This window comes from Pseudoalteromonas sp. PAB 2.2 (assembly GCF_001938575.1).
Lineage (GTDB): Bacteria > Pseudomonadota > Gammaproteobacteria > Enterobacterales > Alteromonadaceae > Pseudoalteromonas > Pseudoalteromonas lipolytica.
This window is the reverse complement of record NZ_LYPI01000008.1, coordinates 45,798-61,631: the sequence shown is the minus strand read 5'-3', so window position 1 is coordinate 61,631 and position 15,834 is coordinate 45,798. Positions and strand designations below refer to the sequence as shown.

The 15,834-nt window shown below is 42.4% G+C and carries 12 protein-coding genes; 8 read left to right on the top strand and 4 right to left on the bottom strand.

Annotated elements, in window-relative coordinates; all coding sequences use genetic code 11:
* Positions 1-9 precede the first annotated feature (9 nt).
* The gene (locus BWD47_RS04330) at positions 10-948 is read left to right on the top strand and encodes a LysR family transcriptional regulator (RefSeq protein WP_036967919.1); all 939 of its coding nucleotides are present in this window, start codon (positions 10-12) and stop codon (positions 946-948) included.
* A gap of 193 nt (positions 949-1,141) precedes the next feature.
* The gene (locus tag BWD47_RS04325; RefSeq protein ID WP_036967916.1) at positions 1,142-1,585 is read left to right on the top strand and encodes a PA2169 family four-helix-bundle protein; all 444 of its coding nucleotides are present in this window, start codon (positions 1,142-1,144) and stop codon (positions 1,583-1,585) included.
* Between the two features lie 57 nt (positions 1,586-1,642).
* On the opposite strand, the gene BWD47_RS04320 is transcribed toward BWD47_RS04325, so the two are convergent.
* Complete coding sequence (locus BWD47_RS04320; RefSeq protein WP_051501756.1) at positions 1,643-2,620, bottom strand: catalase family peroxidase; 978 nt, start codon at positions 2,618-2,620, stop codon at positions 1,643-1,645.
* Positions 2,621-2,909: 289 nt separating this feature from the next.
* On the opposite strand from BWD47_RS04320, the gene BWD47_RS04315 reads away from it, so the two are divergent.
* Complete coding sequence (locus BWD47_RS04315) at positions 2,910-3,308, top strand: biopolymer transporter ExbD (protein ID WP_036969180.1); 399 nt, start codon at positions 2,910-2,912, stop codon at positions 3,306-3,308.
* A gap of 58 nt (positions 3,309-3,366) precedes the next feature.
* Here the strand turns inward: BWD47_RS04315 and BWD47_RS04310 are convergent, their stop codons facing one another.
* From BWD47_RS04310 to BWD47_RS04300, 3 genes are all read right to left on the bottom strand, one after another.
* Positions 3,367-6,273 (bottom strand): TonB-dependent receptor domain-containing protein, encoded by a 2,907-nt coding sequence (locus BWD47_RS04310; protein ID WP_075593677.1) that lies wholly within the window; start codon positions 6,271-6,273, stop codon positions 3,367-3,369.
* A 125-nt stretch (positions 6,274-6,398) separates the two neighbouring features.
* A complete protein-coding gene (locus BWD47_RS04305) occupies positions 6,399-7,469 on the bottom strand; it encodes a FecR family protein (RefSeq protein ID WP_075593490.1) in 1,071 nt (356 codons plus the stop codon).
* Positions 7,466-8,026 carry an RNA polymerase sigma factor gene (locus tag BWD47_RS04300; protein WP_075593489.1) on the bottom strand — a complete coding sequence of 187 codons (561 nt, stop codon included), beginning with the start codon at positions 8,024-8,026 and terminating at the stop codon, positions 7,466-7,468. The genes BWD47_RS04305 and BWD47_RS04300 overlap by 4 nt, the downstream gene beginning before the upstream one ends.
* A 673-nt stretch (positions 8,027-8,699) precedes the next feature.
* Here BWD47_RS04300 and BWD47_RS04295 point away from each other — a divergent pair.
* The 5 genes from BWD47_RS04295 (at position 8,700) to BWD47_RS04275 (ending at position 15,833) form a co-directional block, all read left to right on the top strand.
* Complete coding sequence (locus tag BWD47_RS04295; protein WP_075593488.1) at positions 8,700-9,905, top strand: efflux RND transporter periplasmic adaptor subunit; 1,206 nt, start codon at positions 8,700-8,702, stop codon at positions 9,903-9,905.
* Positions 9,906-9,919: 14 nt separating this feature from the next.
* Positions 9,920-13,093: an efflux RND transporter permease subunit gene (locus BWD47_RS04290; RefSeq protein WP_036967904.1), complete on the top strand. Its 3,174-nt coding sequence runs from the start codon at positions 9,920-9,922 to the stop codon at positions 13,091-13,093.
* 117 nt (positions 13,094-13,210) lie between these two features.
* A complete protein-coding gene (locus tag BWD47_RS04285; RefSeq protein WP_065978500.1) occupies positions 13,211-13,804 on the top strand; it encodes a hypothetical protein in 594 nt (197 codons plus the stop codon).
* A gap of 84 nt (positions 13,805-13,888) precedes the next feature.
* The gene (locus BWD47_RS04280) at positions 13,889-14,947 is read left to right on the top strand and encodes an agmatine/peptidylarginine deiminase (RefSeq protein ID WP_075593487.1); all 1,059 of its coding nucleotides are present in this window, start codon (positions 13,889-13,891) and stop codon (positions 14,945-14,947) included.
* Positions 14,940-15,833, top strand: coding sequence for a carbon-nitrogen hydrolase (locus BWD47_RS04275; RefSeq protein ID WP_036967897.1), 894 nt, complete (start codon positions 14,940-14,942; stop codon positions 15,831-15,833). The genes BWD47_RS04280 and BWD47_RS04275 overlap by 8 nt, the downstream gene beginning before the upstream one ends.
* Position 15,834: the final 1 nt, after the last annotated feature.

Here is a 15,834-nt window from a genome sequence, read left to right as displayed (position 1 = left end):
GGACACAGAATGAATATAAGTAAAATAGATTTAAACTTACTTGTTTACCTAGATACATTACTCAGAGAGTGCAATGTAACCAAAGCGGCTAATCAGTTAAGCATTACACAACCCGCAATGAGTAACGGTTTAAAGCGCCTGAGAAATTTATTTAATGATCCGATTTTGGTACGCACCAGTGAAGGAATGGTGCCGACAGAGCGTGCTAAAGAGCTACAACCTGTCATACGCGGTATTTTAATGACGTTAGAAGAAACACTCGCTCCTAACCGTGAATTTGAAGCATCTCAAAGTAAACGTGTATTTCGTATTATGGCCAGTGACTATGCGGCCAGTACCCTTGCGCCCAAACTACTTAGTAAGTTACACGAAGAAGCGCCTGACACCACGCTTGATATCCTGACCCCCAGTGACGTTACGTTTCATGACGTTGAAAACGGCAAGGTCGACATGGCAATTAACCGCTTTGAAAACTTACCCCAATCGTTTCACTACAAACAAATTTGGAAAGACAGTTTTTGCTGCTTAGTAAAAGCCGACAACCCTATCATTAAAGACTTCAGTCTCGATAGTTACTTAAAAGCGCGCCATATTTGGGTAAGTAAAACAGGTTTTGGTGTTGGCGTAGGGATGGACCCAAAAGATGTCCAAAAGTTAGGTTGGGTAGACGAAGCGCTTGCTCATTTTGGTAAGCACCGGAATATTGCAACCTTTACTCGAAACTATCATGTCGCCATTCACCTGGCTAAAGAGCAGAATTTAGTGGCCACACTGCCATCAAAAGCGGCGAATATTTATTTAGATGATCCGGGATTAAAAATTCTTGAGCCACCTTTCCCTATTCCGCCTTTTGAACTCGACATGATTTGGAGCCCTCTTTTACACCGTGATGCCAGCCATATTTGGCTTAGACAAAAAGTAGCTGAAGTGGCCAATGAGCTTAAGTAATATTTTACCTATTAACCTGTAATTATTGCTGGTACGCCTTTTTATATGGGCGTACCAAACTCTCTTTATCTCAAAATAAAAATGTAACACTCTGATTATTAATGATAATACTTTTATGTTAGGGATTGGAACATGCTTTGCTTCATGTAGAGAGCATTGTTTTAATTCAGTCTATATTATTAGAGAGGTCATTATGCAAACACATCAAGGACATGACGTTCATCATATTGCAGATATCATTCAAGTTATGAATAGTGGTATCGATTTTTATGAAAAAGCACAGGAAAAAGTTTCAGACCCCAGTATCGTCGCGTTATTTCAGCGCATGATCGATGCCCGTAAAGTAAGTATTGAACGTTTACAGCCATACGCCATCAACCAAACAGGTCACCGTGAAAATGGCTCAGACTTTGCGGTAGAAGCTCGTAAAGCTTACACATCTTTAATCACTAAACTCGGTGCAGACAAAGATGCAACCTACGTCAGTGAGCTTGAAGAAGTCGAAGACAAAACACTCGCAGAAATAAAAAGTGCGCTCAAAAAACCTCAACCCCACGACTGTGAAGCAGCGTTATCAAAAACCCTGCTAACTATTCAAAGCTGTCATGCCGAAATGAGTAAAATGAAAAAGCATTAACTGCTAATCATATGAAGCCCAGCATAACTGGGCTTCATATTGAAAATTTAAAGAACGTTATTGCCCAGTAATACGTTTTGAAAATGAAATAGCATAAGCAGTTGAGCGCAGCTTTAACACTTCATCTTCACTTGGCATAAAGCCTTGTGAAAGCAGATTTGGGTCGTAATTAGTTAAATCACACCCTGATTCACCCGTGGATTCTATCGTGAGCTTTCCTAAATTAACTGTTTTGCGATCAGCAGGCCATTGCACTGAAGGATCCGTTAATGCATCACCCGGCTCGGCTAATTCAGCTTGAAAACGGTAATGAACTTTCCCTTTCGCTAAATCCTCTTCAAGTCGCTTAGCAAGAAATGATTTAGGTAATGCTTTCATTTGTTCTTCAGTTAGTACTTGTTCTTGCGCTTCTGGCACCATGGTCCATCTAAAAGCTTGCTTAGTGCCCTTTTCATCAACCATGTAAAAGGTATGCACACCAAAATAACGTGAAGACACATACGATGCTGGCGGGTTATGGCTTTGTAGCCAATTAAATTGTCCTAACGTACTCGGGTTTTGCTCTCTGTATGCTTTCACTTTTGCAAAATCGATTTCACCTGTTTTTTCGTCAGGTACTAAGGTACTTAGCAAACCAAAAAATGCTTCAGGGCTGTTACCTGCAAATACGGGCGTAGTTAGCCCTGCAATATTGTGCACATCCCCATTTTCTAGCACAAACTGCACCCCTATTCCTCGCGGAGAACGTGATGTTTCATCAGCATTAGGGTTACCCCCACCCATAGAAAAACGAATATTTGCTTTTGATGGTGCGTTAAATAAAGGGCTGATTGAATACTGTTTTGCTGCTTGATTAGGTGTAAATGTGCCCACAGCACATACACCTTTGGCGTGACCTTTTCTAATTCCGGGCTGCTTACCTGACAGCTTCTCAAATAAATTTATAAAATCTTGCCCGTTAACTGATTGCTCAGCAAAACTTGCTGTTGGTAAAACAAGGCACATAGCACAAACTAAAGACTTAATTTTTAGCATTTATCCATCCTTTAAACTTAGTTCCAACAACAATGACCTGACAAACCTCGAAATGATTTCATCAAAGTTAATAAATATTTTTACCAACAAAAACGCTACAAACATTTAATAAACTTAGAATATTTATTTAACTACAGTATTTTTAAAAGCTGCTAACTTTAAATTTAGGATCCGAAAAATGGCTGTGGCGCCCAGCATTTTAAAAATAATCCGTGTTCTTAACACGACTATGGCTAGTCCACTTAATCGTAAATTTTGTGGCTTGGTCAAAAACAACAAGGACCTAATTATGGTGAAACAACCTAAAAAAACCACTGCAAACGCTGATGTAGATATGACCCCGATGCTCGATATTGTATTTATATTGCTGATATTTTTTATCGTTACAACCTCATTTGTTAAAGAGCGCGCTATAGAAGTCAATCGCCCTTTAGCAAAACCAACTCTTGAAAACCCAAAAAAACAAGCGCAATTTACTATTACTGAAAACGACAGTATTTACTTTGCAAACCGACTTATAACACCAGAGCAAATTATAGCTAACCTCGCGTTATTTGCCGCACAGTTTGAAATGACACAGGTGCAAGTAACTGCAAGTGAGCAAAGCAGCCACAAAACCTTAGTCACCTTGCTTGATAAAATAAAACAATATCAAGATGTTCCAATCTCTATAAGCACGTCTCTATAACTAAAAAAGGGCCTAACGGCCCTTTGAAGGTTAAATAATAAAGGAATCGATAGGATTTTTAGAACTTATATTCTGCGCCTACGTAGTAGTACGCACCGTTAAAGCCAAAGGGTGCTGAGCGACGTGAATAAGTGAACACACCCGGGCTTGAAACAATAGTGTTTCCATTTGCATCAACAATGGTACCCGAACGCGAATTACCAATGGTATTCTTATCGGGGTAAACATCAAATAAGTTGTTTGCACCAATATTAAACGACAGATTTTCGTTAAAGAAGTAGTTAACTTTTACGTCAGTTAAGATTTCAGCACCATACGTTTGGCGACCTCCATCTTCTACCGTGTACTCACCGTAACGATTAAGTGATAAATTGACCGTCCAGTCTTCTAGTCGGTAAAGTGCACTTAAGTTAATGCGGTCTTCGGGTTGCCACTCTTCAATAATCGATGTTTCTTGCGCAGAAAACACATCTTCAACCGGAATCGTTTCAAGCCCACTGCCTGCAGGGGTGAATAAATCAACGACATCCGTTTTTGTAAAGTTAGCAGCAAAAGTAAAATCAAGTGTTCCACCAAGGCCCTCGGTATTCCACGTTGCGACTAAATCAACCCCTTCGGTTTCTGTATCAGCGCCATTTAAGAAGAACTGTCCAGCTCCCGCGCCAGCGCTTTCTAACGCTGCATCTAATGTGTCGGATAATCCTTTCCCTAAACGGTTACTGATCACAATACGGTCATCGATATCAATCGCATAGTAGTCAATAGTCAGGTTGATGTTATCTGTGACGTTGTAAACAATCCCTAAACTACGATTTTGCGATTTCTCTTCTTTAAGTTTAGGAATACCAATAGATTGCGCCAACGTACTGTCATTTCTGAAGGTGCCCACTTGCTCTGCAATTAAGTCACCATTTGGTCCAACAACAAACTGTGTGCTTACGTTATTAAAGTACAGCTGCTGCATTGAAGGCGCTCTGAATCCTGTGCTCACAGCCCCACGTAACGAAACATCTTCAGTGATTGACCAGTTACCCGCCAGTTTAAAGTTAACGGTATCGCCAAAACCTTTATAGTTATCGTAACGAAGTGCACCTGAGATAATCACATCATCAATTACATACGTTTCAGCGTCTAAATAAAATGAAATTACATCGCGTGACTCATCCACTGACGAGGCCGGATCGGAACCACCAAACCCTTGAGCACCACTTGCAGCATCAACACTTCCTATGCCGTCATTAAGGCCTGCATAAATACTTACCCCATCAACTGTATCGTAATCACGATACGCATACTCACTTCCCTCTAGGATGCGAAATTCATCGGTACGAAGCTCAGCACCCAACGCCAGCGAAAAGTGCTCGTAATCTTTGGTGTAGTCAAGATTGAGTGTTTGTAGTGATAACTCAAGACCATAGGCATACGCCGAGCGCGGGATCGTAGTTCGAATTTCGTCAGCCGTTAAGCCTTGCTCATAACGAAGGTAATTAGCATACGAGCCATTAATCGTATCGCTTGTGGTGTAATCGATGCTGTTTTCGCCATAGGTGTATGACAAATCAATACTCGCGTCATTATCAAATGATTTTTTGAAACCAACATTGTAGGACACGTCATCGATTACTGTGTTAATTTTTGGTAGAAACCCCATAGGAATGGTTGCATCGCCATCTTGTAAAACAGGGTTACCACTTGCATTGGCATTATGACGGAAGAATGCAGCTGATTCATTTTCACGGTTCGAATAAGTAATAAAACCATAAAGCTCACCACCAGCAAGTTCATAGCCTGTATTAACTGTGAGGGCAAATTGCTGTGAATCTGCATCACCAATTCTAAAAGTATCGCGCGGGGCTGTTAGCTCACGAGGATCGCCCGCGAGTAATGTGCCATCTTCAAGCTCAGTACAGCCATAAAATTGACATGAACCATGTAAGCCTGCACGGTTTGTTGGCGCACGATCTCGATAATTAATCGTCGTATTTAAATACCCTTCGTCGCCTAACGCAAACCCTTTATTAAAATCGATATTAACTGTTTCGCCATCGCCCTCTGAGTACTCACCATAATTAATCGCCGCTTTACCGCCTTCTTCTGCGTCTTTTAATACGATGTTGATAACGCCCGCAATCGCATCTGAACCATATTGTGCTGCGGCACCATCACGCAAGACTTCAATACGTTTGATGGATGCAGCAGGAATCGCATTCATGTCTGTACCGGCCGTACCACGACCAACAGAGGTATTGATATGAATAATACTTGCCTGATGACGGCGCTTACCATTAATCAGAACTAAAGTTTGATCAGGCCCTAAACCGCGCAATGTTGCTGGTCTTAACGCATCTGTACCATCGCTGATAGACGAGCTGGAAAAGTTAAATGAAGGCGCAATGGCTTGCAACATACGGCCAACCTCAGTTTGACCTGTATTTTCCAGTGCTTCTGCGCTTAAAATATCTACCGGTACAGGTAAATCTTCAACTGAACGCCCTGCGACACGGCTACCCACGACAGCTATTTTCTCAATATTTTCCTGTGCAGCTTGATCAGCAGCTACCGCCTGTGTATTCGAAGCAAGCAGTAACGGCACGACTGCAGCGCTGATCCCTGAAAGGTTTTTCATGTTGTTATCTTTCCTATTGATTTGTTTGAGTTTTATACTCAGTAAACCATTTTGATCAACAACCGCATCGAGCTCAGTGCCTTTTAGCATGGCATCTAACGCATCTAATTTGGTGTAAAAACCAAACACAGATTGCGCTTGATATTGCTTTGCTAAATCGAACGAAAATATGACTGTTTGGTCGGTTTGCTTTGCAAATTCAATCAAAGCCAAATCAGCTCGTTGCGCTTTAATATCAAATTGCAGCATTTGTTTTTCAGCAGCGATGACTGTTTGACTTACATTCAGTCCATAAACAAAACAGGCCGCTGGTAACAAATACACATGTTTACTGCGCAACTTAACCAAACAGTTGAGAAAGAAAAATCCACTACATAAATTTAATTTTTTTGTGTTTAATTTTTTATGACAAGCAGCGTCTGCACCATTAACTGCATGAAATAAGTGTGCTCTCATAGGCAATATTAACTTTTAGTCGCTAAGGTCAAAGTAACACGATGTTCACCTAATCGTTGATGTTCAACAGCTAAGTTAGCGGCCAAAGAATCAAGTAACCCTTTAATGTCGCCAGCTTTAAATACTCCCGCCACTTTCAATGTTGAGAGTTCAGGGTCAAGGAGTTCAAAGCGTGTTGCGGTGTATCGACTCACTTCCTGTAATGCCTCGCTGAGGGGCTCACCATTAAAAATAAGCATGCCATGTTGCCACGCTAAATCACGTTGCACATCATCTGCTGATAATTGTTTTATTGGCTCTGTTTTACTGTGTTTAATCAATGCTTTTTCACCTGAAACAACAACATTCGCTTTAAGTTTTTTAATATCGTTGCTGGTGTCTGTTGCATCTTTAAGACGATTAAAATCAGTGGCGTCAACCTGAGTACTGGGGTCGGCAATCATTACTTTGCCTTCTGTTACAACGAGTTCTAGATCTGATGCCGTGTTCCGCTGCACGTTAAACACAGTGCCTAATGCTGTAAACGATTTATCACCCGCTATCACAGTGAATGGACGACTCGCATCTTTTGCAACATTAAATCGTCCTTCACCTCGATTCAAAATGAGTTGGCGACGATTACCTGTGTATGCAACTTCAAGATTTGTGTTGGTATTTAACTGAACAATAGTACTGTCTGGCAGGACAAAGGTGGCTTGTTCGCCGACTTTTGTTCGGTAAATTTTTGTAAATTTAGCATGATCGTTTTCAGCTGAATGCCAATAGCTTGAATAGATTAACATGATGCAACCAAGTAGCATCACCACTAAAAAGCTCGCAGCGGTAGCCATCCCAAATGAAGTACTTTGTTTTGTAGGCGCTTTATGTGGAAACAAACTGCTTAATTCATTTAGCACACTCATTTCATCCCATAATTGTGCTAACTCAAACAATGCATCCTGATGCGCTCTGCTTTGACTTGCCCAAACTTGTAATTGTTTAACTTCTTCATCTGATAAGCCACGGTCAATCGCGCTTATCCAACGGCTTGCCTGCGCTTGAATCATGTCGTGTGAGGTAAATGGGTGAACATTACTCATTTATTCACCTCTTTGGCTGTAAATGTGTTTGTTTCAGGGTAATTGTTTTGTTGAATATCGTGGGCTTTCATCGCACGGTGCGCATGTAACAATCCTTTAGCGATATGTTTTTCAACAGTGCTCGTACTTAGGTTCATTTCTTTAGCAATTTCCTTTTGGCTCAAACCATATACTTTTTTAAGGATAAAACACTTTTTAACTTGTGGGCTCAATTCATTTGTTACACGACAAAAGAACAAAAATCGCTCTTTAGAGGTGACTTCATCTTCCAACGCCATTGTGCGCATATGACGTTCAACTTGCTGCTGTTCATCCAATGAATCTTTGTATTTATTATCCCATTTAGCTACATGATTAAGTGCTATGTGCTTCGCTGTTTTAAGCATATAACTGTGCGTAAATTCAATATTTTGCTTGAGATCAGCCTCATAACTTTTAATAAAGGTTTCTTGCACTATGTCTTCGACATCATCTGGGCTCACAATGCGAGATACAAAGCGCCTTAGCTTATTAGATATTTCAGCAAACGTTGATGTTACCCCAATGTGTTTCGTCATCCCTAACTCACCTTTATTATTTTTATTACTTTAGGGTACGAGTTTTCATTATAAATACAAGCGTATTTGTTAAATTTTTGTTCCTCACGTAAACAAAGATTTCATAAACTCATACAAAGTCTGTTTTTACGAGTTGCTAAACTACAAAACAACTTAATATGGCCTCCTGTGAGCCACTGTGCCGACAGGCAAAAAACCAGACTATCAAGTCAATACAATTATACCAATCTGTCATAATACTGAATCATTCTGAGGGATTGACCTGTCGCTATCTGCGCTAACATGTCTGATTTACGCCTGCATGGATGCAGGAGATAGAGCAATGTAGGAGCAATTGCCGAGAACAACTAAATAACGACTCTTTTGCCTCGTTAGCAACGACGTTTATCGCCTCAAAATAGCTCACTTCGTTAAGCAAATTGGTATGGATGAACTGGCTAAATTATTTAAACACTAACACGCAATTAGAGTACACTGTATGTGCGCTATCTCTTTGTGAAGATAGCATTTAATTCTCTGCTTATCTCACCTGTAAAAAGTAAACTAAAGGGTGTACCTTTCGCTAATTTGGGTATAAACTAAACGCGCTTAATTTCTGCATAGTATCGCCTTTCGATAGTGTATAGGCTATTTTCTATGCTTACCTACTTAACAATTGGACTGTGGAGTAAACATGCGCCTGCCTTTCGCGTCTGCCAAATTATCATTATCTGCGTTGTTTTTTGTAACTGCACCTTTACTATTACAAGGTTGCTCAGAAGCACCTCAGCAGCAACAGGGTCAAATGCACCCTGCCGCGGTAGCAACTATGACAATGACACCGCAAGATGCCCCCTTTACTATCGAATTACCTGCTACGTTGTCTGGTTCAAAAGAAGTCGAAGTTCGTGCTCGCGTTGCGGGTATTCTTGAATCACGTAATTTTGAAGAAGGTCAACGTGTTGAACAAGGTCACTCTTTATTTACTATCGACCTTGAACCTTATCAATTAGCGGTTGACCGTGCTCAAGCTGCACTTGATGGAGCCAATGCAGCGTTAGTACAAGCTAACAGAGATGTAAAACGTTTAGCTAAATTACGCGCAGAAAAATCTGTGTCGCAACGCGATTACGATAATGCGAGTTCAGCCTACGACATTGCAAAAACAGATCTCGAGGCGGCGAAAGTTGCCCTAAAACAAGCGCAGTTGAACCTTGAATATGCACAAGTTAAAGCCCCGGTTGCCGGTGTAATGGGTCGTGAATTTGTCTCAGAAGGGACCTTTGTATCGGGGCCCGATTTATTGCTTACACAAATGACACAGTTTGATCCAATCCGTATCCGCTTTGGTTTATCTGAGCGAGAGCAGTTACAAATGCGTCAAGATGTTCAAAATGGCTCTCTGACCTTACCTGAGCAAGGCCATTGGCAAACAAAAATTAAACTTCAAGACGGCTCTGTGTACGGCAAAACAGGTGAAGTTAACTTCTCAGATGTGCGTATTAACCCAAATACAGGCACCAGTGAATTTCAAGCGATTATTCCAAACCCTGATTTTCAATTACGTCCTGGTCAATTCGTCCGTATTGAGTTAAGTGGTGCTGTGCGTGAAAATGCGATCATTGTGCCACAGCGTGCTGTACTGGATAACGGCACCGGTAAGTTTGTGTACGTTGTCAGTAAAAATGAGCAAGGCATGGATGTTGCCCTGCCGGCTCCCGTAACGGTAGGAGAATGGGTTAAACAACCAAATAACGAGCAATATCAGAACTTTTGGCTGATTAAAAGTGGCCTAAAAGAAGGCGATAACGTGATAGTTGATGGAATGGCGCGTATTTTCTTCCCTGGTATGCCAGTGAATGTTGGCCAATCGCCTGCAAATTCAAACCACGCAGAATAAATACAGGGAGTCTTATGTTTTCTCGTTATTTTATAGATAGACCTATTTTTGCGTTTGTTATATCTATTGTCATCGTTTTGGCAGGTCTTGCTGCCATGCGCAGTTTACCCATTGCCCAATACCCTGAAATTGCGCCCCCAGTCGTTCAAGTAACAGCTGCATACCCAGGTGCGTCTGCAGACGTACTTGAGCAAACAGTTGCTGCCCCAATTGAAAATGCGATCACCGGTGTTGAAGGCATGATGTATATGTCATCAACCTCTACGAGTGCAGGTTCAACCACTATTGAAGTCACGTTTGAAATTGGCACAGACGTAGACCAAGCCGCAGTAAATGTGAACAACCGTGTTAAACAAGTTGAAGCGCGTTTACCTGAAGAAACACGCCGTCAAGGTGTGGTTGTTCAAAAAGGCTCATCCAGCTTTTTACAAGTGCATGCCTTTTATTCACCGGATGGTTCTCGCTCAAGTTTATGGACATCAAACTATGTCACCATGAACGTGCTAGACCGTGTAAAACGTATTCCAGGCACTACGAGTGTGCAGATTTTCGGTGCCAAGGACTACGCTATGCGCATTTGGTTGCGTCCTGATGTTATGAGTCAATTAGGCGTGACTGTCGAAGAGGTGGCCGGAGCGATTCGCGTTCAAAACTCCCAATATGCCGCAGGTAAAATTGGCGCTACCCCCACTGCATCCTCACCACAAGAGCTTGTTTATAGTGTAACGGCACAAGGCCGACTCTCTGAGCCTGAACAGTTTGAAAACATTATTATTCGTTCAAACCCAGATGGCAGTAGCTTACGCTTAAAGGATGTCGCGCGTGTTGAGCTCGGGTCCAAAGATTACAACTTTAAAGGCACAATCAACGGTAAAGAAGCGGTCTTGTTGGGTATTTTCTTACAACCCGGCGCGAATGCACTTGATGTCGCAGACGAAGTAAATACTGTCATCGAAGAGATGAAAAGCCAGTTTCCAACCGGTCTCTCACATTTAACTTCTTACGACACGACACGTTTTGTTGAAGTCTCAATTCGTGAAGTTGTTAAAACACTGCTCGAAGCCATGGTATTGGTATTTTTGGTGGTGTATTTATTTTTGCAAAACTGGCGCGCAACATTAATCCCCACCCTTGCTGTGCCTGTGTCTCTGCTTGGAACATTTGCCGGCATGTACATGCTTGGCTATTCGATTAACTCATTGACGTTATTTGGTATGGTGCTCTCGATAGGTATCGTGGTTGATGATGCCATTGTGGTACTCGAAAACGTTGAGCGTATTATGCACGAAGAACACTTAAGTGCACGCGAAGCGGCAATTAAAGCAATGCGTGAGGTCAGTGGCCCTGTTGTTGCAATCGTTTTAGTGCTGTGTTCTGTGTTTGTGCCTATTGCATTTTTAGGCGGCTTAACCGGTGAATTGTTCCGTCAATTTGCGATCACCATCTCTATTGCGGTGAGCTTATCGGGCGTAGTTGCGCTAACCATGACACCTGCACTGTGCGTCCTAATCTTAAAACAAGAGCATAAACAAACCGCGCGGTTTTTCTTATGGTTTAATGCAACCTTCACAAAAATTACGAGCCGTTATGTTGGTGCCGTCGGATTTATGGTGCGTCGTGGATTACTCGGCTTAATACTCATGACTGCAATGATTGCTGCCACAATCGGACTGTGGCAGAACACACCCGGTTCATTAGTACCAGACGAAGATCAGGGCTATTACATTTCGGCTATTTTCTTACCCGATGGTTCATCGCTTGAGCGTACAGAGCACGTTACTCAACAAGTTGTTAAAGCGGTGCAATCAAACCCTGCCAACGAAAACGTCGTGGCATTTACGGGGTTTGACTTTATCGGTGGCGGGTATAAAAACAGTGCTGCAACCTTGTTTGTCACTCAAAAACATTGGGATGAACGCGAGGTCGACACGAAAGCGCTTGTTCAAGAATTGTTTATGAAAACAGCCGGGATAAAAGAAGCGCTGGTACTTGCCTTTAATCCCCCCGCTATTTTTGGTCTGGGAAATACTGGTGGTTTTGAGTTTTATATTCAAAACAAAGGTGACAGTGACCCTGATAAACTGCAACAAGCGATGCAGTTAATGACAGCAGAAGCACAAAAGAGCCCTATCATTAGTGGCCTTCAAACTCTGTGGCGCCCAGATGCCCCGCAACTGCGTGTTGATGTTGACCGCGAGCAAGCTCGTGCAATGGGGGTTGAAATAGACGATGCCTTTACCGCACTGGCTGGTAACCTAGGCACCTATTATGTAAATGACTTCAATAAGTTTGGCCGTGCATGGCAAGTGCTTATGTCTGCGGATGCTGAATTTAGAATGAAACCTGATGACATCAAACGTATCTATGTTAAAAACAACCTAGGCAATATGGTGCCCTTGTCAGCGTTTACAACGATTGAGTACAGCCGAGGCCCTGAGAACTTAAACCGCTACAATAACTTACCAGCCGTAAAACTAATGGGTAATGCAGCACCAGGTTATAGCTCAGGCCAAGCAATTGCCGAAGTAGAACGGATCGCAAACGCGGTGCTCCCCCCGAACATGACCTACGAATGGACAGGGTCTGCGTACCAAGAAAAACGCAGTTCAGGGACAACGGGTATTGCACTAGGGCTTGCTGTGATCATGGTGTTTTTAATTCTGGCAGCATTGTATGAACGTTGGTCATTACCGCTCTCAGTGATGCTAGCATTACCCTTTGGTACGTTTGGTGCATTGATTGCTGTTTGGCTGGTAGGCATGACTAACGACGTTTACTTCCAAATTGGCTTAGTCACCCTACTCGGTTTAGCGAGTAAAAATGCCATATTAATCGTTGAGTATGCGCTAATGAAACATCAACAAGGGTGGAGCGCAAGTACTGCTGCATTGGAAGCAGCTCGCTTACGTTTTAGACCCATTATTATGACCTCATTAGCCTTTATATTGGGTGTTGTACCATTGGTGTTAAGCTCAGGTGCGGGTGCTGGAGCCCGTCACAGCGTTGGTACAGGCGTAATGGGCGGCATGATGGCGGCTACCTTCCTCGCAGTGTTCTTTGTACCGCTGTTCTTTTATTGGCTGACTGAGCGTAAGTTAACTGAAAAACGTTCAAGGCAAGAGCTTGCTGATGAAATTGCTGCGCACCATAAGCAAGAGCATGTCGATACGCAAGAAGGCAACTTATAAAAAACGAAGGGCAAATAATAAGTTTGCCCTTTTTTTATAAGTCATTTGTCAGTATTTCATTACTGGTAATTTGTGCTTTGCGGCGCTAATATTAACTAAATATGTGTGGAGTACAGCATGAACAATCAAAAATTAAGCGAATTTGAGCAATACTTTCAGATAGAAGAAAGCAACCGCGTGAACTTATACGCTGTTGAGCCACATGTTGTGCCGAAAACGCATGCTGAACTTGAAGCCGATATTCCCGCCCTATTTAAGCTTGCAAATGAAGTGAATGAACTTGAGCAAAGTACATTACGCCCACTGCGTAATTTAGGTGACATAGCTCAAGAGCTGGCCATATTTTTGCAAGCTCAATCACGTAAAATAGACTTGATTATGAGTCACATTCTGGCCTCTGAACAGCCCGAAGATAATGCAAATTATTGTGATAGTTATGGTGGCGGTGGCGTAAAACTCACATCGACTGAGGTATACGAATTAGGGCAAACGTTTAGAACCAAACTATTTTTGCAGCATGAAGCATCAGCGATATATTGTTATACCGAATTAGTTGCGATTGAAAAGCGCGATGATGATAAATACCAATACACTTTATTATTCACTGCCATTCGCGATGCAGACCAAGATTTAGTCGTTCGGGCAGCATTACATGCACAAACTCGCCAGCTTAAAAAACGTCAACAAGAAAACACGTCGCAAAGCAGTTAAAAATCCTGCTTTATCGCGCACAAAAAGCTGACATCTATGGCTAAAATGCTAAACTAGCCCCACCTTTGTTTGTTTAATACCTTCATGAAATTTAGACTTTTACCTGAATGGGCTGAGCAAGACGCTGTGATGCTCACTTGGCCGCACCAAGATACCGATTGGGCTGCAATTTTAACGGTTGTAGAACCCGTTTACGTCGCCCTATGTCAAGCAATTAGCCAACAACAAGATGTGGTGATTGTCGCTCATAACGACGCACTTAAAAACCACATAAGTGCCCTACTGGCCGACGCGGGTGTTGATGCACACCGTATTCACTATGTCGTTACCCCGTGCAACGATACATGGGCTCGCGACCATGGACCGTTAACCTGTGCGAACCTTGATAACGCAGCTGATTTAAAAATCATGGATTTTATTTTTAATGGCTGGGGCAATAAATTCGAAAGCCAGCTTGATAACCATATTAATCAAGTGCTCGTCAAACAACTAGCAAACCCAAACACGGCTTATCAGCAAAGTGATTTAGTGCTTGAAGGTGGCGGCGTTGAAATTAATGAGCACGGTGTGCTGTTGACGACCAGTGAATGTTTGCTAAACCCGAATCGTAATCCATCGTTATCTAAAACAGACATCGAGCAAATCCTTAAAGAACAATTAGGTGCCGAATCGTTTTTATGGGTTGATCACGGCTATTTAGCGGGTGATGACACAGACAGCCACATTGATACGTTAGTGCGTTTTGCACCAAACAATACGCTTGTATACGTTAAGTGTGATGACGAAAATGATGAGCATTTTGCTGCATTAGACGCGATGGAAAAACAGTTACACACGTTTAAAACACACCAAGGTGAAGATTACAGGCTTATCGCTCTTCCTTGGCCTAAAGCGGTGTTTAACAATGACGGTGACAGATTACCCGCCACTTATGCCAATTATTTAATCATCAATAAAACAGTGCTTGTGCCAATTTACGGTGATGAACATGACTCACTGGCATTAGCTCAAATTGCAATGGCCTACCCAGAACACACCGTACTGGGTATTAACTGTTTACCAATTATCCATCAGTTTGGCAGTTTACACTGCATTACGATGCAATTACCGCGCGGCTTTTTAGCAGGAGCAAACAATGACTAAACCAACGCATTTAAAGGTTGCCCTTGTTCAGCAATCTAATTCTGATAACGCCCAAGAAAATATGGCAAAATCAATTGCAGGCATTCGTGATGCAGCAAGCCAAGGCGCTAAACTGGTTGTTCTTCAAGAACTACACCGCAGTTTATATTTCTGCCAAACAGAAGACGTTGATGTTTTCGATTTAGCAGAAACAATTCCAGGCCCAAGTACAGACACACTGGGTGCGCTGGCAAAAGAGTTAAATGTGGTGATCGTGTCATCATTATTCGAAAAGCGTGCCACAGGCCTTTACCATAACACCGCCGTTGTACTTGAAACAGACGGCAGCATTGCGGGTAAATACCGTAAAATGCATATTCCGGATGATCCGGGGTTTTACGAGAAGTTTTACTTCACACCGGGGGATTTAGGGTTTCAACCAATTCAAACCTCAGTGGGTAAACTCGGTGTGCTAGTATGTTGGGATCAATGGTTCCCTGAAGCCGCACGCTTAATGGCGATGGCGGGAGCTGAAATCTTAATTTACCCAACAGCCATCGGCTGGGATCCTCGTGATGATAAAGACGAGCAAACGCGTCAAAAAGACGCCTGGGTTATTTCACAGCGTGCGCATGCTGTTGCCAATGGTGTGCCCGTTATTAGCTGTAACCGCGTTGGTCATGAAAGTGATCCAAGTGCGCAAAGCGAGGGTATTCAGTTTTGGGGTAATTCGTTTATCGCAGGCCCTCAAGGTGAAATCCTTGCACACGCAAATAACAGCGACGAGCAGTTACTTGTTGTTGAACTTGACCAACAACGCAGCGAAAACATTCGCCGTATTTGGCCATACCTACGTGATCGTCGTATCGACCACTATCAGGATCTAACAAAAATTTATCGAGACTAAA

Excerpts from the sequence above, each read along its gene's own strand:
- BWD47_RS04275 (WP_036967897.1), top strand. The coding sequence starts at position 14,940 with ATGACTAAACCAACGCATTTAAAGGTTGCCCTTGTTCAGCAATCTAAT.
- BWD47_RS04315 (WP_036969180.1), top strand. The coding sequence starts at position 2,910 with ATGGTGAAACAACCTAAAAAAACCACTGCAAACGCTGATGTAGATATG.
- BWD47_RS04305 (WP_075593490.1), bottom strand. The coding sequence starts at position 7,469 with ATGAGTAATGTTCACCCATTTACCTCACACGACATGATTCAAGCGCAG.
- BWD47_RS04290 (WP_036967904.1), top strand. The coding sequence starts at position 9,920 with ATGTTTTCTCGTTATTTTATAGATAGACCTATTTTTGCGTTTGTTATA.
- BWD47_RS04300 (WP_075593489.1), bottom strand. The coding sequence starts at position 8,026 with ATGACGAAACACATTGGGGTAACATCAACGTTTGCTGAAATATCTAAT.
- BWD47_RS04325 (WP_036967916.1), top strand. The coding sequence starts at position 1,142 with ATGCAAACACATCAAGGACATGACGTTCATCATATTGCAGATATCATT.
- BWD47_RS04285 (WP_065978500.1), top strand. The coding sequence starts at position 13,211 with ATGAACAATCAAAAATTAAGCGAATTTGAGCAATACTTTCAGATAGAA.
- BWD47_RS04330 (WP_036967919.1), top strand. The coding sequence starts at position 10 with ATGAATATAAGTAAAATAGATTTAAACTTACTTGTTTACCTAGATACA.
- BWD47_RS04280 (WP_075593487.1), top strand. The coding sequence starts at position 13,889 with ATGAAATTTAGACTTTTACCTGAATGGGCTGAGCAAGACGCTGTGATG.
- BWD47_RS04295 (WP_075593488.1), top strand. The coding sequence starts at position 8,700 with ATGCGCCTGCCTTTCGCGTCTGCCAAATTATCATTATCTGCGTTGTTT.
- BWD47_RS04320 (WP_051501756.1), bottom strand. The coding sequence starts at position 2,620 with ATGCTAAAAATTAAGTCTTTAGTTTGTGCTATGTGCCTTGTTTTACCA.